Annotated in this window: 16 protein-coding genes and 1 pseudogene; 12 read left to right on the top strand and 5 right to left on the bottom strand. The window is 60.2% G+C overall.

Annotated elements, in window-relative coordinates; all coding sequences use genetic code 11:
• Nucleotides 1-3 precede the first annotated feature (3 nt).
• A complete protein-coding gene (locus ACTG4K_RS12060; RefSeq protein WP_439114455.1) occupies nt 4-663 on the bottom strand; it encodes a hypothetical protein in 660 nt (219 codons plus the stop codon).
• Between the two features lie 147 nt (nt 664-810).
• Between ACTG4K_RS12060 and ACTG4K_RS12055 the strand changes: the two genes are divergently transcribed.
• The 8 genes and pseudogenes from ACTG4K_RS12055 to ACTG4K_RS12020 form a co-directional block, all read left to right on the top strand.
• Nucleotides 811-2,031 carry a hypothetical protein gene (locus tag ACTG4K_RS12055; protein ID WP_439114454.1) on the top strand — a complete coding sequence of 407 codons (1,221 nt, stop codon included), beginning with the start codon at nt 811-813 and terminating at the stop codon, nt 2,029-2,031.
• Between the two features lie 75 nt (nt 2,032-2,106).
• The gene (locus ACTG4K_RS12050) at nt 2,107-2,967 is read left to right on the top strand and encodes a Rossmann-like domain-containing protein (RefSeq protein ID WP_439114453.1); all 861 of its coding nucleotides are present in this window, start codon (nt 2,107-2,109) and stop codon (nt 2,965-2,967) included.
• A 964-nt stretch (nt 2,968-3,931) separates the two neighbouring features.
• The gene (locus ACTG4K_RS12045) at nt 3,932-4,540 is read left to right on the top strand and encodes a response regulator transcription factor (RefSeq protein ID WP_439114452.1); all 609 of its coding nucleotides are present in this window, start codon (nt 3,932-3,934) and stop codon (nt 4,538-4,540) included.
• 57 nt (nt 4,541-4,597) lie between these two features.
• On the top strand, nt 4,598-6,448 hold the full coding sequence (locus ACTG4K_RS12040; RefSeq protein ID WP_439114451.1) for an ATP-binding response regulator: 1,851 nt from the start codon (nt 4,598-4,600) through the stop codon (nt 6,446-6,448).
• A gap of 978 nt (nt 6,449-7,426) precedes the next feature.
• Nucleotides 7,427-8,485, top strand: coding sequence for a hypothetical protein (locus ACTG4K_RS12035; RefSeq protein ID WP_439114450.1), 1,059 nt, complete (start codon nt 7,427-7,429; stop codon nt 8,483-8,485).
• 121 nt (nt 8,486-8,606) lie between these two features.
• Nucleotides 8,607-9,374 (top strand): hypothetical protein, encoded by a 768-nt coding sequence (locus ACTG4K_RS12030; protein WP_439114449.1) that lies wholly within the window; start codon nt 8,607-8,609, stop codon nt 9,372-9,374.
• Between the two features lie 243 nt (nt 9,375-9,617).
• On the top strand, nt 9,618-9,818 hold the full coding sequence (locus ACTG4K_RS12025) for a hypothetical protein (RefSeq protein WP_439114448.1): 201 nt from the start codon (nt 9,618-9,620) through the stop codon (nt 9,816-9,818).
• A gap of 18 nt (nt 9,819-9,836) precedes the next feature.
• A pseudogene (locus tag ACTG4K_RS12020) lies at nt 9,837-10,082 on the top strand (IS66 family transposase); the annotation flags it as partial.
• 154 nt (nt 10,083-10,236) lie between these two features.
• Here ACTG4K_RS12020 and ACTG4K_RS12015 read toward each other — a convergent pair.
• The 4 genes from ACTG4K_RS12015 to ACTG4K_RS12000 form a co-directional block, all read right to left on the bottom strand.
• Nucleotides 10,237-10,857: a hypothetical protein gene (locus ACTG4K_RS12015; protein WP_439114447.1), complete on the bottom strand. Its 621-nt coding sequence runs from the start codon at nt 10,855-10,857 to the stop codon at nt 10,237-10,239.
• 518 nt (nt 10,858-11,375) lie between these two features.
• Nucleotides 11,376-13,979 (bottom strand): bifunctional aconitate hydratase 2/2-methylisocitrate dehydratase, encoded by a 2,604-nt coding sequence (gene acnB / locus ACTG4K_RS12010; protein ID WP_439114446.1) that lies wholly within the window; start codon nt 13,977-13,979, stop codon nt 11,376-11,378.
• Nucleotides 13,980-14,050: 71 nt separating this feature from the next.
• Nucleotides 14,051-15,064 carry an HpcH/HpaI aldolase/citrate lyase family protein gene (locus tag ACTG4K_RS12005; RefSeq protein WP_439114445.1) on the bottom strand — a complete coding sequence of 338 codons (1,014 nt, stop codon included), beginning with the start codon at nt 15,062-15,064 and terminating at the stop codon, nt 14,051-14,053.
• A gap of 18 nt (nt 15,065-15,082) precedes the next feature.
• Nucleotides 15,083-16,069 (bottom strand): malate dehydrogenase, encoded by a 987-nt coding sequence (locus ACTG4K_RS12000; RefSeq protein ID WP_439114444.1) that lies wholly within the window; start codon nt 16,067-16,069, stop codon nt 15,083-15,085.
• Between the two features lie 213 nt (nt 16,070-16,282).
• Between ACTG4K_RS12000 and ACTG4K_RS11995 the strand changes: the two genes are divergently transcribed.
• From ACTG4K_RS11995 to sdhA, 4 genes are all read left to right on the top strand, one after another.
• Entirely contained in the window at nt 16,283-17,113 is an 831-nt protein-coding gene (locus tag ACTG4K_RS11995; RefSeq protein ID WP_439114443.1) for a GntR family transcriptional regulator, read from the top strand.
• 160 nt (nt 17,114-17,273) lie between these two features.
• A complete protein-coding gene (gene sdhC / locus ACTG4K_RS11990; RefSeq protein WP_439114442.1) occupies nt 17,274-17,705 on the top strand; it encodes a succinate dehydrogenase, cytochrome b556 subunit in 432 nt (143 codons plus the stop codon).
• Between the two features lie 22 nt (nt 17,706-17,727).
• The gene (gene sdhD, locus ACTG4K_RS11985) at nt 17,728-18,093 is read left to right on the top strand and encodes a succinate dehydrogenase, hydrophobic membrane anchor protein (protein WP_439114441.1); all 366 of its coding nucleotides are present in this window, start codon (nt 17,728-17,730) and stop codon (nt 18,091-18,093) included.
• A gap of 4 nt (nt 18,094-18,097) precedes the next feature.
• A complete protein-coding gene (sdhA, locus tag ACTG4K_RS11980) occupies nt 18,098-19,903 on the top strand; it encodes a succinate dehydrogenase flavoprotein subunit (RefSeq protein ID WP_439114440.1) in 1,806 nt (601 codons plus the stop codon).
• The last annotated feature ends 15 nt before the right edge of the window (nt 19,904-19,918 follow it).

The following is a 19,918-nucleotide window of genomic DNA, read 5'->3' as shown; positions in this document are numbered from 1 at the left end:
ACCTCAGCGGTCGCGCTTGCCAAAGTGCTTGCGGTTGCGGTCCACAAAGTCGTGCAGCACACCGGTGAAACCACCCATGTTGCGCCCCGTAAGGTACAGGTACCCCGCCAGCGCACCCACGCTGGCGCCGATCACATCCACGATCAGGTCAAACATGGTGTCCACCAAGCCGGACTTCTGCATGTTCATGCCAAAAATCTGGTCCATGCCGAACTCAAAAATTTCCCATAGAGCGCCGATGGTGATGGCAAAGCTGAAAGCAATGAGCGCCAAAGCCCAGGCAGGCGCAGCGTAGCGGTCACCCTCAAACAGCATGAACACAAACAGGAAGCCGAGCAAACCAAACGCCATGGCCGAGCCGGCGTGCAGCACCATGTCCCACCACCAGTAGCGGTTGTAGAAGTCAAACGCCTCGCCCAGAAAAATGGTGGCAAAAACAAAAAACGTGATGCCCACCAGAAAAGGCGTGGGCAATCGAATGTCCATGCGCTTGACCAGCAGCAAGGGCACCAGCGTGAGCAAAAAAGTGGCGGCGGCCACACCGGCCAGGGGCCACTGCCGTTCCCACAGCGCCACGCAGCATTCGACCAGCAGCACCGCCCAGATCACCTGAACCAGGATCGGTTGGCTGCGCAGGGCTCGCCAGGGGCGTTGTGTCCACATGCGGCCATGATAGGCCGGCATGCCTGGTGCTGTGTTCCCGCGTCTTTGGGCACGCACCACCCGCTTGCAACATTTGGATGCAAACCACCTGCTCTGCATGTGATTTACGCCTCAAGTACGTTGCATTAGCCCAACCATAATCGCCGCATGCTTATTTCTGAACTCGCGGTCTGGTCGGCCATGTTGGGCGGCTTGCTGACGCTGCTGGCTCTGTCGTTGGTGGATGCCCTTGTAAACCGCACCGTAGGCTCGGTGCGCAACCTGTGGTTTGTGCTGGTCACGGGGGCCAGCTGTGTCTTGGTCACAGGTCTGCCCGAGGTGCTCTTCCCGGACCTGCCGGCGCACTTGCTGCTGGTGCTGAAAGCCAGCCTGGGCCCCTTGGCGGGCGCCATGGCCTTGTACTTTTTGGGCAACTGGTTGGGCGGTGTGCGTGAAGACGCCCTGGTGCACCGGCTCACGGCCTGGGGCGGTGCGCTGGTGTGTCTGGCCGCGTTGGTGCTGGCCGTGGTGGCCAGCCAGACAGCAGCAGCCCATTTCGTTTCGCTGCTGCGGGTGGCTGCGGTGGTCAACATGGTGCCGGTGCTGCTGGCGGCGCTGGCGGTGTGGCGCGCGGCCCAGCTGGGCGACCCGCTGGCGCGCTGGATGGGGCTGGCCGTGGCCTGCCTGGCGGCCACGGTGTGCGGCATTTACCTGCGTGGCCTGCAGGTGCCCGGCTTTGGTCTGTTCACCTGGGTGCTCACAGCCGTGTTCACGGTCGCGTTTTTCCTGGTGTCCACGGTGCTGGTGCTGGTGCGAAACCAGAAAAACCGGCAGCTTGCCCGCCTCTCGCGCCTGCAAGCTGGAGCAGAGCCCGCCACGGGCCTGATCACGGGTTCGGCCTTGCTTTCGCAGGTGGAACACGTGTTTTGGCGCACGGCACGCCGCCAAGGCGAGTGCACGGTGGTGTGCCTCTACCTCAGCAACCTGTACGAAATGGCCGAGCCCTCCGGCCATGGCGCCGAGCACCAGATTCTGGCCACCATGGCCGCCCGCATTCGCCGCGCGGCGGGGTTTCGCTGTGTGGTGGGGCTCTACCACCCGCGTTGCTTCGTGGTGGTGCTGTCAACCGACAAACACGCCGCGCCGGCCAGCGAAACGGTGGCCCGCCTGAGGTCCATGGCCACACAAGCCGTGGCCGTGATGGACGAGGCAGAGGCCTACCATGCGTTCGTGCCGCGGTTGGGCCTGGGCGTGATCACCGTCAACCCCGCAAGCGCCGAGTCCATGGACGTGCTCAACGACGCCGAACGCCAGGCGATGGCGCTGGTGGGTGAGCCAGGTGCAGACACTGAGCACAGCAACACAACCCAACCCATGGCCCTGCGCTGATCGGACCGCAGTGGCCACAAGCATCAGCACGACAGGCGCCCTGGGCGATCAAGCGTGCGGGACAATGGCGCCGTCATGCCCACACACACCATTGCCCAGTCGTTGCTGGATCAACTCACCCTGCTGGCGCAGCGCTTTGCTCCGCCCCGTGTGGCCCAGCTGCACGTGCCGCAGCGCCCGGACACGCCCGGTGAACACGATGCCGAATTCTGTGCCATTGAGCTGGAAGACGGCGCATTTGGCCTCTCTTACGTGCTGCTGGGCGACACGCTGAATGCACTCTCGGCCAGCCACGGCGCTGGCACCCGGCCGCTGGCCGGTGCCAACCCATTGGCACTGGCACAGGCGTTGCCGCATGGCAGCGCCGTCCAGCGCGCCCTTGCGCTGGCCGCCATCAACGCCCTCACCGATTCGGTCTGGCGCCAAGTGGGCTACGAACCACCGCCAGCCGGCAACTCGCTGGGCGACATTCGGCTCACGCCCCAGGACCACCTGGGCATGATCGGATTTTTCCCACCGCTCGTCAGGCGCGTGGCCGAGGCCGGTGGCCGTCTGTCGGTGGTGGAGATGGACCAGGCCATGGTGGCTCGCCAGCGCGAGCGCTACCCCGACGTCCACATCGGTCTGGACCGGGCGATGCTGGCCCCGTGCAACCTGGTGGTCGGTACTTCCACCATGCTGCTCAACGACACGCTGGACGACATGCTCGCTGCCGCGCCCCAGGCGACACGTTTCGCCGTGATTGGCCCTTCGGCCGGGCTCTGGCCCGACGCGCTGTTCGAGCGCGGCGTCACCTTGCTCGGGGGCACGCAGGTGGTCGACGCAAAGGGATTTCGTGAAGCCATGGGCTTGGGCGAATCCTGGAGCCAGGCCACGCGCAAATTTGCCATTGCACGCGACACCTGGCCGGGCTGGCGCGGCTTGACCGGGCTTTGAAATGACCCATCGGCGTAGAGGCTCCCAACACCGCAGCTACCTGCCACACCACCCGGCTTGCGGGCCTGCAACGAGCGGTTCCAGCGCTTGAGCCACGACCGCTTGGGCACGCCCGGCGGGTCAAAGTCCACCATCATCGGTGTGCTCTTCGGGAGCCGGTCACTGTTGCGCCACCAGCGGCGGTGTTGAGCACCACCTTCCTGGCCACATCGTCCAATGCATCCAACAACCCCCTGCAATGCACGGTCAGTCGTGTTGGGCCTTTTGCAGTGCCTAGGTTGAATCGCCCGCAATCGGTGGCGCAGCTGTTCGTCCAGCACCCGCCTGGCGTTTTCGCCAGACCACAGAAGGTCTGCCATCCCAGCACACCGCGGCTGACGCCTTGCCATTGACATCCTCCCTTTGTCATCCTTGTGTCCTCTCTCGTGCACTCTCGTTGAGTCCTTCCCTTTCACTTTGAGGCCTCAGCCGGCCCGGCGCCACCGACAGCACCCCCTACCCACACAAGAAACCAACCAAAAACGGCTCTCACTTCGATGGACACAGCAATCGCTGCACGGGCTTTCACGTGGCAATGGCAACAGCAATGGCAGCAGGCAGTTATTGATCCGGCCCTGTGAAATTTGAATCCACCACCTCCAGGGTCGCAAAGTGAAAGGTTGGTCAAAAAAGCAGTGACTTCACAGGGCCGGATCAATAGGCTGGGCATGCAACGCGCCAACAACAGGCAAGGCCAACCCCGACAAAAACCTTGCACGATTAAGTGAAGAGCTGCATACGAAACATATTCGTTTTTGAGTTATTATTAATTTATTTTTAGAATAAAATTGCATTTGTGTAGTGTTTTAAAATTAACTTTTAATATTCAGACGGTGTTTCAAAGCCATGCTTCACGGCTAACGGCATAAAGCAATCCATGCCCGAACGTTGTTTGCCCCCCAGAACAAGCAAAGAGACAAGCACCATGGATATCAAGATCGTTGTCGCCGATGACCATCCACTGATCCGTTTGGGTTTGACCGCCCAACTCACACAGCTGGGCTACCGGCATATTTTTGAAGCATGGGACCAGGTCTCGCTACAGAAAGCCGTGACCACCATGTCCGGGATCGGGTTGGTTCTGCTCGATGTCGTCATGCCTGGTCTAGATGGTCCAAACTGGACTGTGTTGTTCTGCGAGCAGCACAGCGCCCTACCCGTGCTGCTGTTTTCGGGTCTCATGGAAGGCGAGTTGAGGGCCAGATTTGGCCACTGCAGCAATGTGCTCGGTCTGGTATCCAAAAGCCGGGGCACGAACGAGCTAAGCACGGCGATCGATCTTGCGCTGGCGGGCCAGACACAGTGGACCGGTTCGGCCGTGGCAACGCAACCAACGCCCCAAACTGCCACACCGCTGCCCAAACTCACCCCCAAGCAGGCCGCCGTGGTGCACCTGGTCTGCTTGGGACTGACCAACCGCGAGATCGGCCTGGAGCTGGAGATGCAGGAGGGCACAGTCAAGAACCACCTCAAGGACGTGTTTGTGCGCCTCGGCGTCACCAACCGCACCCAACTCGCTTTGCGCCTGCGCTAGGCGCCTGCGAGCCCCTGGCAGTCGGCGCGTTTCACCTTCATTGCTCTGGACCGCCCGATGACAATTGCAGACACGACCGGGATTGACGGGCGCGAAGCGCTGATGGAACTTGACCGCATCAAGGCGCTCAAGGTCGCACTGGATTCGTCGTTCCGCTCCAACCTCGCCGTGGGGCTTCTTCTGTCGGCTGTGCTGCTCGCGCTGTACCCCTGGAGCGCTGTACTGGCCTGGCTGTGCGGCCTGCTGCTGGTGCAGCGCCACCGGCGCCTGCTCAAGCTCTTTTCACCCAGGACCGACGCGCCGCAGCCCCAGACACGCTCTGCGCACAACGGCATCTCGGCCAGGCGTTTTGAAGCGGACTCGTTTTTTCTCGCCCTGTACTGGGGCGCTACGGCGCTCTGGTTCTTTGATGCACAGCGGGCCGAGGTGCAGCTGGTGGTGGCGCACGCGCTGGGCGGAGTCTCGCTGGTGAGCCTGGGCGTTCACGCCTACAACCCAGGCGTAATGCGATGGTTCGTGCTCACTGTCAACCTGCCTTTTATCGTGCGCTGCTACCTGCAGCTGGATCTGCACCACGCTTACGTTGGCACCGGCATGCTGCTCATGAGCGCCTACCTGCTGGTGTTTGGGCGCCACCTGAGCAAGGTGGTACGACAAGCCATCGAACTGAAATACGAGAACACCGATCTGGTGGCCGAACTCAAAACACAGACCGTGCAACTGCAGAGGGCCAACGAAACCAAGAGCCGATTCCTGGCCGCCGCCAGCCACGACCTGCGCCAGCCGGTGCACGCTGTTGGCCTTCTGGCCGCCGCCCTGGAGGGCCGCACCAAAGAACCTGACCACAAAAATTTGGTGCACAAAATGCAGGCCGGCCTGTTGAACTTCTCCGACGTCATCGACGAGATACTGGACGTGGCCCGGCTCGACGCCGGCCAGGTGCCCTTGGAAATACAAAGCGTAGCGCTCAGTCCCTTGATCGAACGCATCGACGCCACGTTTCGTGAAATTGCACTAGCCAAGCACCTCGCACTGTTCACGCGCATGCCTTGCAACCGGGACGCCTGCGTGATGGCAGATCCTGCCCTGCTCTGGCGCGTGCTGGCCAACCTGGTAAGCAATGCCCTGCGCTACACCGAAAGTGGCGCCGTCTTGATCGCCGTACGGCCGGCAGGTAAGTTGCACGCAAACCGGCCCGGGGCCCGCTGCAGCGCCTGGCGCATTGAGGTACGCGACAGCGGCCCTGGTATCGCGCCCGCACTGCAGGCGAATGTGTTTGAAGAATTTTTCCAGATAGCCAACGAACAGCGCAAGAGTCAACAAGGGCTAGGCCTGGGCCTGTCGATGGCGCAGCGCATGTCGCACCTGATGGGTGCAGAGCTGATGCTTCGCTCAAAGCCTGGCATGGGTTCGGTGTTTTCAGTGACGCTGCGGTGCAGCACCCTGGCGCATACGGGGCTGGACTCACCGGCCGAGGCTGACCCGGACCGTGCACAGGGCAAGGTCACCGGCCTGCGCGTGCTGCTGGTCGACGATGACCCAAACGCGCGAGAGGCCTTCGAAACCCTGCTGCACAGCTGGCAGATTGAGGTGCGCACAGTTGCCACACCCGAACAGGCTTGCGAGCAGGTTCGCGAGGGCTTCACACCCCAAGTACTGATCACCGACCACCGGCTCGGCGGCGGGCACGACGCGTTCAGCTCGGCACGCCTGATCAAGGAGCACATGCAAGCACTGAAAATGCCTGAGCCGATGGTGGCGGTGTTCACCGGTGACATCACAAGTGCCACACGCCAACAGATTCAAGCCCAAGGTTGGCATTTCGCGAGCAAGCCGGTGCGCCCGCCGGGCTTGCTGTTGTGGCTGCGGGCGCAAGCCCTGAATTGCACTGCGCAAAGCGGCCAATAGCTGCTGCATCACGGCCCGCGTAGAGACGGCAATGTTTGCCAATCGCACGGCAAAGCGCCACTCAAATTGGACTCGCTCGGGATGCGCATAGAACACAACAACGCAATCATCTTGAGTTCCGCACCGCCCAGCATTGCCGGCTACTTGCCCTTTGGCGCTTTCCTTGCACCGGCACCGGCACCGGCACCGACACCGACACCGACACGGGTGCAGTTTGATTCTTCTTCTTTGACTATCCGCCGGCATTCGAAAGGTCCCCTCCCAGTAACGTTACCGCATCGGAGAATACCAGCCTAAGAAAATTGACCCAGCACAGGGTCCCATTCACCAGCAGCGAAGCTGCTGACCAAGCTGCTCTATTTGGCGCTAGGAGCCTGAGCGGCAGAAGGCATCGGTTTCTTGTCATCGCAGCCATTCGCTTGCCTGGCTGATGTCGCGTAAGGACAGCTGCGGCATTAACCATGGCCAAGATTTTACCGTTGGGGTTGTGGGCTTTGACCATATGGCGAAGCCGCGGGACATGGCTTACATCTGGAAGACGCTCTTGTCTCACATCCCAATGCGCGAACACATCAAACATCGGAGCGTGGCACAACACCACGCTGGCCATTCGGAATGGCGCAAAAACCTACAGCGCACGGCCACCCATCCCTAACGTACTAAGTACAAATCACGATAAACCGACTGCAAAAACACCTTGAACAAGTTTTTCTTACAGTTACAATTTTAATACATTTCATCAAATCAAAATTTGATTTTAAATTCCCAATCCTGAAAACCAAAATTTTTTTCAGCGGCATCTGAAATTAATATCAACAAATTAATCAACCAATGCAACTCCACAGAGCTAAAAATATTTAATCAAAGAAAAGGCCAAGTTATCACCAGCAAATCACAATACAACCCATTAGAAATACGCAATCAACAGCACCAATGAGGAAAAAAATGACAACCCATCCTTTTCATTTAAGCCCAACAATGAAGCTGATCAATCAAGATCAAAAAACACTTTCATTGGGATCCATGAGTCGACGGCAGTGGCTTTCAACAACCACGGCACTCAGCGTTGCTGCGGTGAGCCCAAACGTAGCAGCAGCCCCCATATTACCAACCTTTTGGATAACCGATGGCAATGGACAAAATCCCATTGGATTAGGCCTTTACTACATTTATGACGAGATGCTTGGTCCGTTAGTAGATGCATTCGATACCTATATTTCGGACGAGTTTAAGTTTCTAATTTTCAGAGAACTCAATCCCAACGGCGGCTACCGTTGGTCTGGACCACGTCTGCGTGATTTTATTTCACGTGCAATGTGGGCGAAGGCGGCCAGCGACAACTTTGAAACTTACCTGAAAGAAGGTAAGGTGATGACAAAGCCAATGACGCGCGAAACCTTCGCATCATTTGCAGCCAGGGTGCTGTCTTCTTATCTACTGACTGCGCTGGAGTTCATGATTTACTTGGCTCTGGTTAGATTAGGCGTCTGGGATCAACCTGCACGGTACATGGCTTCATTGATGACCAGTGGACTTGTGACATTATCCAGCACCTGGATCACAAATGCATTGTGCAAAAGCCTGGAAGTGCATGAAAAAGAAAAAGGACACAACGGGAATAAATTGCGTCGCCTTAAACCGACGGAACTCGATAAAGAGTTTGGACTCTTCAAACACTATCTGAAAAAAATCACTGCAACCAAAAAAGCCGGCGTTGCCATTTGGAATGTATCTTTCGTCTATCCGAAAACTCCAGACTACAAGTTGCTGGCAGTTACAGCCGCCGATCATCAGCTGTACAAAGGAACATTCACCTTTGACAGTGCGACCTTTAATGACTTAAGACCGTCGGGCCGCATGGGTGCACTAGCAAGCGTCTCGGTCGTTGACAACACCTACCACAAAGGCACCTGCAAAAGCAACGGTTTTGGTCAACGCTGCCTGACGGAAAACAAAACATCCTTCGTACTGAACCTCATAACCAAAACCTGGCTCGACGATGAATTCGGAAAAGTAATTTATACGAAGCCCACGTAAAAAGGCAATCGTCGGAAAAGGCGTGTCGTCAGGTTGTGGGACGCAGACGGTGCGGCACGCAACTCACCAAGCTGATAATTCATCGATCCCATCCCCCAAGCCATCCGTAACGGCGTTTAATATGCGTTCAATTGTATTCACCTTACTGGCAGCGGGCATACTCTGCACACTATTTTTTTTAAATGGTGGTGGGATCGATGAATTTAACCATGAACCACCGATTGCACTGAAGCATGCTGGTTTTCAGTCAAGAAACCTGCAATCAGTTAATTCTCAATGGAATAACATAGGCTCGACTGAAAATACGTGTTCCGAAGCTCAAATCAATCCTTTTGCAAGTTATTACAATCCCCTATGCTCCACAACGACGGCGGTCGATGAAGCACCAGATAAACACGATGAGATCTTAGAATTTCAATTAATGGGGCAAGTCGATATTATCGAAGCGAATCTGACACTAAATGTAGACGAGGCTGTCAGTCAAGTTAAAAACCGCAGCTTCAATGAAGCCAGAATTTACCATGGACTCAAAATTCAATGCCAACAGTTGCAGACCAGCTTTAATACCCCTGATTGCATAAAATTGCTGGCTGTTGCCGAAGAATACCGCACAGAGTTATCAAACCGAATTCGCAACGGCGATACCGATTCCGCGAAGTACTATTTGATGGATGTTCTTGGCCCTCAAGTGGAAACTACCGAATACGCTCTCCCAAATGGCAAGGATTTTCACGCGGCAGTTGCTCTAGTTGAAGGATTGGCAAATAGCGAATCCGTAGCAAGAGACCTCCTGGAAGCTATTAGCAATATGCAGAAATTTCAATCCTTGACGCCGACTGAATCTGAAACACTCTTGAGTGCCAACACCGACCCAAGCGCGAGCCAGTGAACAACCAGAGCGCCCCTGAATGTGGCTCCAGCTCAACTTTGTTGCACGAGTCAAAAGAAAGATGCGGTGGCTCCTACCCCAGACGCAGCCATCCCATGACAAGCACTGGAACCGCAGTTGGGCGCCCAAGTTACGTGAAGGATTTGCGCCCCGCCACCCGCACATGCAACTCCACCGTAAGCGTTCCGAAAACCCATCTTTCTTCGCGCCCTTGAAGCTACGAACCTCGGGTCTTCCCAATCAATGAACGAGACGAGGTGGACATGGATCGACAGCAGATACAGCGGTACCTGGATCAAGTGCCGGCGTAAAGAATTTCAGGCGGTGGCGCTGATCGCCAAGCGCAACAAGATTGAGCGCGAGGCGTGCGAGCTCGAACCCCGGGAAAGACTGCTGCTGCGCCAGCAACGCGCCAGGCCGGTGGCTGATGCCCTGCACAGCTGACTCACGACGCAACGCCAGAAGCTGGCCCGCACGCACGTGACGGCCAAGGCGATCGATTACTCGCCGAGCAAATGGCGGACCCTCACGCACGACCTGCAAGACGGCCATGTGCCCATTGACAACAACGCGGCGGAAAACGCGATCCGCACGCTGTGGATTGGTCACAAGCATTGGCTTTTTGTGGGCTCGCAGCAGGCTGGTGAGCGCGTGGCCGTGGTTATGAGCCTGATCGAGTCAGCAAAACTCAATGGCCACGATCCCTAGGGATGCGCTGAACAAGTGCCTGATTTGTGGAAATGGCTCGCGTAAGTCATTGATTTACTGGGGCTCAATGGTGGCGTTTTCGACTTATTCAGCGTAGCCCTAGGCTTATCTCAAGAATGTGTTCGAGCGTCTGCCCACGCTCAAGCAGCGCGACCTAGCGCAGCTGCTGCCGCACAACTGGCACCCCGCCAGTGATATCGGCAAGCCGAATGCAGCGCCCGCCGCCGCGTAGCTTCGCCCTCACCATGCCGTCTTCAGCCGCGCTGAGGGTGTTGTTTTCGGAACGCTTACCCTTGATCTCCCGAAACCCCAACTCGATCTCAATGCACTGACGGTGCCGCTCGGCCAGTGCTCGGGCCGGATATGCGCGGTGATCATGCAGTGAGGTGATGAAGCGTCGCCGCCGAGCCCCCACCGCGACGTCGATCAACCGCACCGGCCATTGGCTCTGTAGCTCAGCTTGCAACTGGCGTGTGCGCTGCGACAACGGCATGCGGATCAATGTATCGCTGGGGCTGAGCTGTTCAATGAGCTCGTGGTGCAGATTTTCCGTGGCACACATCAACCGGTGACGCTGTTCGCCTGCGGCCTGCCAGCCCAGCAAGAACGCGGCCGAGAAGTAGGCCCGGTCAAACAGCGCGAGCGAGCGGTCCTCTCCTTGCAGCTTGGTGGCCAGGCTCAGTTCCCCGCAGTCCATGCCACCGAGTTGGGCATCGTGCAGTTCGTGGCTTTGCCTGTCCATCAGGCAGGTGGCTCTGATCGGCGGCCAGGGCAAGGGCCTGTGCTGGGTGCTAGAACTGCCCAGATGCTGGCAATTCTCGGGCGTGTACGCGGCCGCCCACACCACGCCGTACCTTCAAGGGTTGGTGCTTCGTTCTCAGCTTGCTGCGGCTACAGGCTTGGCTGAGCAGGCCAAACAGCAGAGCTAACGGTTCTTCACCCAGGCGCTGTCGTGCCGGCACGCTCACGCTGGATGCGGGCAGCGTCTGCCCATCCAGCTGGGGTCAATTATTTATCCTGCCCGGTGAAGTCTTTACTTTTTCCCCCACTGCCCACCGTGCATCGGCACACTGAACTTCACACCTCATAGAGCCGGACCCATAGCGGGCTGAGCTCGTCGAGTCGATCGGCTTCGCGGGGTAGGGTCTCGCGCAGCGCGCTTTGCAGCAGGTTCATCAAACAAAAAGGGGAACATGTTGAACATGTCCCCCTTTCACTCGATCAGATTCCCTACGGTCTGAACTGACTGGCATTAGCCCGAAGGGCTGCTTTCAGTACGCAGCGAGAAGCCGCTCAAGCCGTTGCTTCCTTCGCGTTCACCACGTACTCTTCGATCTGGTCGAAGTTCAGGTACTTGTAGATCGCTGCACCGTCCTTGTTCACGATGCCCATGGCGGCGTGGTACTCGGCCACGGTGGGGATGTGGCCCAGCTTGGACGCGATGGCGGCCAGTTCGGCAGAGGCCAGATACACGTTGGTGTTCTTGCCCAGGCGGTTGGGGAAGTTGCGGGTGCTGGTGGACACCACGGTGGCGCCTTCGCGCACCTGCGCCTGGTTGCCCATGCACAGCGAGCAGCCGGGCATTTCAGTGCGTGCGCCGGCGGCGCCGAAGCTGGCGTAGTGGCCTTCCTTGATCAGCTCGCTCTCGTCCATCTTGGTGGGCGGTGCCACCCAGAGCTTGACGGGAATGTCGCGCTGGCCGCCGAGCAGCTTGGCCGCTGCGCGGAAGTGACCAATGTTGGTCATGCAGCTGCCGATGAAGGCTTCATCGATTTTGGTGCCGGCCACATCGCTCAGGAACTTGGCGTCGTCCGGGTCGTTGGGGCAGCACAGGATGGGTTCCTTGATGTCGGCCAGGTCGATCTCGATGACGTGTGCGTATTCGGCGTCTTTGTCGGCTTCGAGCAGGTTGGGGTTGGCCAGCCAGGCTTCGACCTTTTCGATGCGGCGCTGCAAGGTGCGCTTGTCTTCGTAGCCGTCGGCGATCATGTTCTTCATCAGCACGATGTTGCTGGTGAGGTATTCCTTGATCGGCTCGGGGTTGAGCTTGATCGTGCAACCGGCAGCGGAACGCTCGGCGGAGGCGTCGGACAGTTCAAACGCTTGCTCGACCTTGAGGTTGGGCAGGCCTTCGATTTCCAGAATGCGGCCGGAAAATTCATTGATCTTGCCGGCCTTGGCCACCGTCAGCAAACCTTGCTTGATGGCGTACAGAGGAATCGCATGCACCAGGTCGCGCAGGGTCACGCCGGGCTGCATTTCACCTTTGAAACGCACCAGCACCGACTCGGGCATGTCCAGCGGCATCACGCCGGTGGCGGCACCGAAAGCCACAAGGCCGGAACCGGCGGGGAAGGAAATGCCGATGGGGAAACGGGTGTGGCTGTCACCACCGGTGCCCACGGTGTCGGGCAACAGCAGGCGGTTGAGCCAGCTGTGGATCACGCCGTCGCCGGGGCGCAGGGCCACGCCGCCACGGCTGCTGATGAACTTGGGCAGTTCGCGGTGGGTTTTCACGTCCACTGGCTTGGGATAGGCGGCGGTGTGGCAGAAGGACTGCATCACCAGGTCGGCGCTGAAGCCCAGGCAGGCCAGGTCTTTCAGCTCGTCGCGGGTCATCGGGCCGGTGGTGTCTTGTGAACCCACGGTGGTCATCTTAGGCTCGCAGTAGGTGCCCGGGCGCACGCCCTGGCCTTCTGGCAGGCCGACCGCACGGCCGACCATTTTTTGGGCCAGCGTGAAGCCAGCGTTGGTGGCCGCTGGGGTGCTCGGCAGACGGAACAGCGTGGAGGCTGGCAGGCCCAGGAACTCGCGGGCCTTGGCGGTCAGGCTGCGGCCAATGATCAGGTTGATGCGGCCACCGGCGCGCACTTCGTCGAACAGCACGTCGCTCTTGAGCTTGAACTCGGCCACGGTTTCGCCGTTCTTGACCAGCTTGCCGTCGTAGGGCAGCACGTCGACCACGTCGCCCATTTCCAGCTTGCTCACGTCGACTTCAATCGGCAGCGAACCGGAATCTTCCTGCGTGTTGAAGAAGATGGGGGCGATCTTGCCGCCCAGTGTGACGCCACCAAAGCGCTTGTTCGGCACGAAGGGGATGTCCTGGCCGGTGGCCCAGACCACGCTGTTGGTGGCCGACTTGCGCGAAGAACCGGTGCCCACCACGTCGCCCACGTAGGCGACCAGGTTGCCCTTTTTCTTCAGGTCTTCGATGAACTGCATCGGGCCGCGCTTGCCGTCTTCCTCGGGCTTGAAAGCCGCGTCGGGGCGGGTGTTCTTCAGCATCGCCAGGTAGTGCATCGGGATGTCCGGACGCGTGGTGGCGTCGGGCGCGGGCGACAGGTCGTCGGTGTTGGTTTCGCCGGGCACCTTGAACACGGTGACGGTGATCTTTTTCTCGACTTCGGGACGGCTGGTGAACCACTCACCGTCGGCCCAGCTCTGCATCACTTCTTTGGCCACGGCGTTGCCGGCCTTGGCTTTTTCTGCCACGTCGTTGAAGAAGTCGAACATCAGCAGCGTCTTCTTCAGCGCGGCGCCAGCCACGGTGGCCACTTCGGCGTCGTCCAGCAACTCGATCAGCGGGTGCACGTTGTAGCCACCCACCATGGTGCCCAGCAACTCGGTGGCTTTGGCCTTGGAGATCAGCGCCACTTGCACGTCACCGTGCGCCACAGCCGCCAGGAACGAGGCCTTGACTTTGGCCGCATCGTCCACGCCCGGAGGCACGCGGTGGGTCAGCAGGTCCATCAGGAAAGCATCTTCGCCAGCGGGCGGGTTCTTGATCAGCTCGATCAAGGCAGCCACCTGCTTGGCGTCAAGCGCCAGCGGCGGAATACCCAGTGCAGCGCGTTCGGCAGCGTGGGCGCGGTAGTCGGACAGGAAAGTTGCGGACATGGCGTTCTCCAGTAATAAAGGGGAAGTGTGCGTGGGTCTTGAAAAAAGCAATCGTCAGGCTGCAAGCAAGCTCAGTGCCGCCCAGGGCGGGCGCTGGCAGCGGTCGAAACGAAATAGCGTTGCACCGTTTCGGGGAGCGGCACCCCGGTGTGGTGCGCACGTTCCAGCAGCTGCCAGTAATAGCGGTAACTGGCGCGGTCGTGCAGGCGCCCTTCAAACTGCACCGGCGCCCATTCGGCGGCGGCAGCGTGTTCAATGATGGTGGCTGCGTCCTGCACCTCGCCCTCATGGGGTGCAAAAGCCGCCACGATGGCGCGGATCTGGTCGGGGTGGATGCTCCACATGCGGGTGTAGCCAAGTTCGTTGGCGGCTTTGCGCGCCGCAGCCTGCAGCGCCGCCAGGTCTTTGAACTCGGTGACCACGCAATGCGATGGCACCTTGCCGTGGGCGTGACACGCCGAAGCCATGTCAAGCTTGGCGCGCAGCACCAGCGGGTGGCAGAACTGCCCTGCCACACCCATGGCGCTCGCCGGAATGGCGCCGCCGTGGGCCGAGACAAAGTCCATCAGGCCAAAGCTCAGGCTCTGCACCCGGGGGTGGGCCGCGATGTCAAAGGCGCGGTGCACCGCCGCTGGCGATTCGATCAGCACATGCAACGGCAACGCCGTGGCGCCAACCGCGTCCAGTGCGGACACGGCACGCTGCACATCGGCCAGAGATTCGACCTTGGGCACCATCAGGTGCGTGAGACGCCCGGCCGCCCGGCCAGCGATGGTGGCCACGTCGGCATCGAAATGCGGGTGGTCCACCGGATGCACCCGCACCGCCACGCGGGCTTGCGGGCTGGCTGCCAGGGCCAGCTCGGTCACCAGAGCGGCGTGCTCGGCCTCGCCACCCACCGGAGCACCGTCTTCGCAGTCCAGTGTGACGTCGAAAACGCAGGCGCCCAGCTCATCGGTCATCTCGGCCTGCAGCTGCAGACTTTTGCGCATGCGCGCCTCAACCCCGCTGTAGTGGTCACAGACCGGCAGCGCAAACGCGCCGGCCTGGGCCCCTGCAAGGATGTCGCGCGGATGGGCGTTCACAGCGGCGTTACCAAGCGGTTACAGCAGGTGCTTCACACCGTCTTTTTCGCCTTCGAGCTCGGCCAGGGTCTTGTTGATGCACTCTTGCGAGAAGGCATCGATCTCCAGGCCTTCCACCACGGTGTACTCACCGTTGGCGCAGGTCACTGGGAAACCGAACATGACTTCCTTCGGAATACCGTACCAGCCTTGCGACGGGATACCCATGGTGACCCACTCGCCATTGGTGCCCAGGGCCCAGTCGCGCATGTGGTCGATGGCGGCGTTGGCAGCCGAAGCGGCGCTGGACAGGCCGCGCGCTTCAATGATGGCGGCGCCACGCTTGCCCACGGTGGGCAGGAACACGTCCTTGTTCCAGACCTGGTCGTTGATCATGTCCTTGACCGAAGCGCCGTCGATGGTGGCAAAACGGTAGTCGGCGTACATGGTGGGCGAGTGGTTGCCCCACACAGCCAGTTTCTTGATGCTGGAAACAGCCTTGCCGGTCTTGGCAGCCAGCTGGCTGGCGGCGCGGTTGTGGTCCAGGCGCAGCATGGCGGTGAAGTTGCCGGGCTTGAGGTCGGGGGCCGACTTCATGGCGATGTAGGCGTTGGTGTTGGCGGGGTTGCCAACCACCAGCACCTTGACGTCGCGGCTGGCCACGGCGTTCAGGGCTTTGCCCTGGGCGGTGAAGATGGCGCCGTTGATGGCGAGCAGCTCAGCGCGCTCCATGCCGGGGCCGCGGGGACGCGAGCCGACCAACAGTGCGTAGTCAGCGTCCTTGAAGGCGGTCATCGGGTCGCTGTGCGCGGTCATTTCAACCAGCAGCGGGAAGGCGCAATCGTCCAGTTCCATCATCACGCCCTTGAGCGCCTTCTGGGGGCCGTCCACCGGCACTTCCAGCAATTGCAGGATCACGGGCTGGTCCTTGCCCAGCATCTCGCCGGAAGCGATACGGAACAGCAGGGCGTAACCAATCTGACCAGCGGCACCGGTAACGGCAACACGAACGGGCTTCTTGCTCATGGTGAAAACTCCAGAAAAGGACGTTGGAAAAATAAAATGAGGGGCGGGATGCGATCCCTGACACAGCCAAAAACCTTGGGGTAAACCCGCAGCTCCGGCACCAGGGCCTGACGCTGAGTGTACCCTCGCAAACCCTCATACGTCAATTTGTCTTATGTCTTATATAAGATATGATTGCACCAACCGAGCGGTACCGCAGAGTCCACAGAATCCATGGCCACCCTACCCGCACCCTCCCCCGATCAGCCCCCGCAAGACGGCCGCCCTGCGGCCGACGGCGGCGCTCATGCCGATGGCGCGGGCCTGGCCAGCCACAGCGCGCCAGCATTCAGCCCGCTGTACCAACAGATCAAAACGCTGATCTTGCGCAGCTTGCAGGCAGGCGAGTGGAAGCCAGGGGACATGATCCCGAGCGAGTTTGATCTGGCGGCACGCTTTCGCGTCAGCCAGGGCACGGTGCGCAAAGCCATCGACGAACTGGCCACTGACAACCTGCTGGTGCGCCGCCAGGGCAAGGGCACCTATGTGGCGACCCATTCCGAACAGCACACCCAGTACCGATTTTTGCGCCTGCTGCCCGACACCGGCGACCTCGAGAGCCAAGGTCCGGCGGCGCGGCGCATCATCGAATGCCGCCGCCTGCGCGCCAGCGCCGAAGTGGCTCGCCAGCTGGCGCTGCGCACCGGCGATCCGATCCTGCAAGTCAAGCGCGTGCTGGCCTTTGCCGGCACACCGGCCATTCTGGAAGACCTGTGGCTGCCGGGTGGCCCGTTCAAAGGACTGACACTGGAAACCCTGTCTGAAGACAAGGGGCCGATGTACGCCCTGTTTGAAACGCAGTTTGGTGTTCGCATGGTGCGCGCCACGGAGAAGATCAAGGCCGTGAGCGCCGACGCCGACGCGGCACAACTGCTGGGCGTACCCGAAGGGCACCCCCTGCTGAGCGTGGAACGCCTCGCCTACACCTACAACGACGTGCCCATGGAACTGCGCCGCGGCCTGTACCGCACCGAATCGCGCCACTACCGCAACGAACTCAGCTAGGCCACGCGCGCACCAATGCCATGAAAGTCAGAGCAAACATCCGAGTGTCAGCCTCCGGTATGCTGCGTTGCAATAGAATTTGCGAGCCCGTGGTTTAAGTTACCAACGAGTTACATCCCCCTTCCAAACCCCCCTGTCCTCCCCGGAAGAAAGCCCCACCATGACCGAGTTGACCAAGAAGCGGCCCGAGTTCCGCAACATCAACGCATTCAAGGACCTCACCACCTACCGCTTGCCGCCCGCAGGCTGGGTGTCGATCCTGCACCGCGCCAGCGGAGGCCTGATGTTCATCCTGCTGCCGCTGATCGTCTGGCTGTTTGACACCTCGGTGTCGTCTGAACTGTCATTCGAGCGCTTCAGCGCCGCTTTCTCGGTAGGTATGGGCTTTGTGCCGGGTTGGTTCTTCAAGCTGGTGGTGCTCGCCATCATCTGGGCCTATCTGCACCACCTGATTGCCGGTGTTCGTCACCTCTACATGGACGCGCGCCACGCAGTAAGCAAAGAGTTTGGCAAGTCGTCGGCCATCGTCACCCTGGTGCTGAGCATCGGTTTGACCGTGGTGCTCGGCGCCAAGCTGTTCGGCCTGTACTGATCCACCGCGAGGAAATAACAACATGTCTGTCAATTTCGGTTCTCAACGCGTCGTCACCGGCGCTCATTACGGCCTGCGCGACTGGCTGGCCCAGCGCGTGACCGCTGCGCTCATGGCGCTGTTCACCCTGATCGTGCTCGCGCAGGTGGTGTTCACCAGCGGACCGGTCGGCTACGAAACCTGGGCCGGCATTTTTGCCGCCCAGTGGATGAAGGCCCTCACGTTCGTGATCTTTGTCGCCCTGGCCTACCACGTGTGGATCGGCATGCGCGACATCTGGATGGACTATGTCAAGCCCGCAGGCATTCGCCTCGCGCTGCACGTCTTCACCATCGTCTGGCTCGTAGCCTGCCTGGGCTGGGCTGTTCAAGTTCTCTGGAGGCTCTAAAGCCATGACCGCAACTGCAAATCTTCCCAAGCGCCAATTTGACGTCGTGATCGTCGGAGCCGGTGGCTCCGGCATGCGCGCTTCGCTTCAACTCGCCCGTGCTGGCCTGAAAGTGGCCGTGCTGTCCAAAGTGTTCCCGACCCGCTCGCACACGGTGGCAGCGCAGGGCGGCGTGTCCGCTTCGCTGGGCAACATGAGCGAAGACAACTGGCACTACCACTTCTACGACACCATCAAGGGCTCTGACTGGCTGGGCGACCAGGATGCCATCGAGTTCATGTGCCGTGAAGCACCGAAAGTGGTTTACGAGCTGGAACACTTCGGTATGCCGTTCGACCGCAACCCGGACGGCACCATCTACCAGCGCCCCTTCGGTGGCCATACCGCCAACTATGGCGAAAAGCCCGTGCAACGCGCCTGCGCCGCCGCCGACCGCACCGGCCACGCCATGCTGCACACGCTGTACCAGCAAAACGTGGCTGCCCGCACCACCTTCTTCGTCGAGTGGATGGCGTTGGACCTGATCCGCGACGCCGACAGCGACGTGGTGGGCGTGACCGCGCTGGAAATGGAAACCGGCGAAACCTACATCCTGGAAGCCAAGACCACCTTGCTGGCCACTGGCGGCGCAGGCCGCATCTTCGCGGCTTCCACCAACGCGTTCATCAACACCGGTGACGGTCTGGGCATGGCGGCCCGTGCAGGCGTTCCGCTGCAAGACATGGAATTCTGGCAATTCCACCCCACCGGCGTGGCCGGCGCGGGCGTGCTGTTGACCGAAGGCTGCCGTGGTGAAGGCGCCATTTTGCTGAACAGCGAAGGCGAGCGCTTCATGGAGCGTTACGCACCGACCTTGAAAGACCTGGCTCCGCGCGACTTTGTGTCCCGCTGCATGGACCAAGAGATCAAGGAAGGCCGTGGCTGTGGTCCGAACAAGGACTATGTGCTGATGAAGCTCGACCACCTCGGTGCCGAGACCATCCGCAAGCGCCTGCCTTCGGTGGAAGAAATTGGCCACAACTTCGCCAACGTGGACATCACCCGCGAGCCCATCCCCGTGGTGCCCACCATCCATTACCAAATGGGCGGCATCCCGACCAACATCCACGGACAAGTCGTCACCCCTGACGGGAATGGTGCCCAAAAAGTGGTGAACGGCCTCTACGCCGTGGGCGAGTGCGCCTGCGTGTCGGTGCACGGTGCCAACCGCCTGGGCACCAACTCGCTGCTCGACCTGCTGGTGTTCGGCCGTGCCGCTGGCAACCACATTGTCGAATTCAACGACAAGAACAAGACCCACAAACCCCTGCCCGCTGACGCTGCGGACAAAACCATGGCCCGCCTGGCCCGCCTGGACAACACGACCAGCGGCGAATACGCCCAGGACGTGGCCAACGACATGCGCGCCATCATGCAGCAACACGCTGGTGTGTTCCGCACCCAGGCATCCATGGACGAAGGCGTGGCCAAGATCAATGCCCTGCGGGCTCGCGTGGCCAACATCACCCTGGGCGACAAGTCCAAGGTTTTCAACACCGCTCGCATCGAAGCGCTCGAAGTGGACAACCTGATGGAAGCCGCCCAGGCCACCATGACGTCTGCCGCCGCGCGCCACGAATGCCGTGGCGCCCACACCGTGAACGACTACGAGCGCCCGGCTGACGACGCCGAATTCCCGCTCGGCCGCAACGATGTGGAGTGGATGAAGCACACGCTGTGGGACAGCGCCACCAACGGCCTGTCGTACAAACCCGTCAACTTGAACCCGCTGACGGTGGCGTCGGTACCGCCCAAGGTGCGGACCTTCTAAGCGCGCGTCCAGAAC

Origin of the sequence: Hydrogenophaga sp., from assembly GCF_965657535.1 — a bacterium.
Classification (GTDB): Bacteria; Pseudomonadota; Gammaproteobacteria; order Burkholderiales; family Burkholderiaceae_C; genus Hydrogenophaga.
Note: the sequence above shows the minus strand (reverse complement) of the source record. Positions and strands in the feature narration are given on the sequence as shown.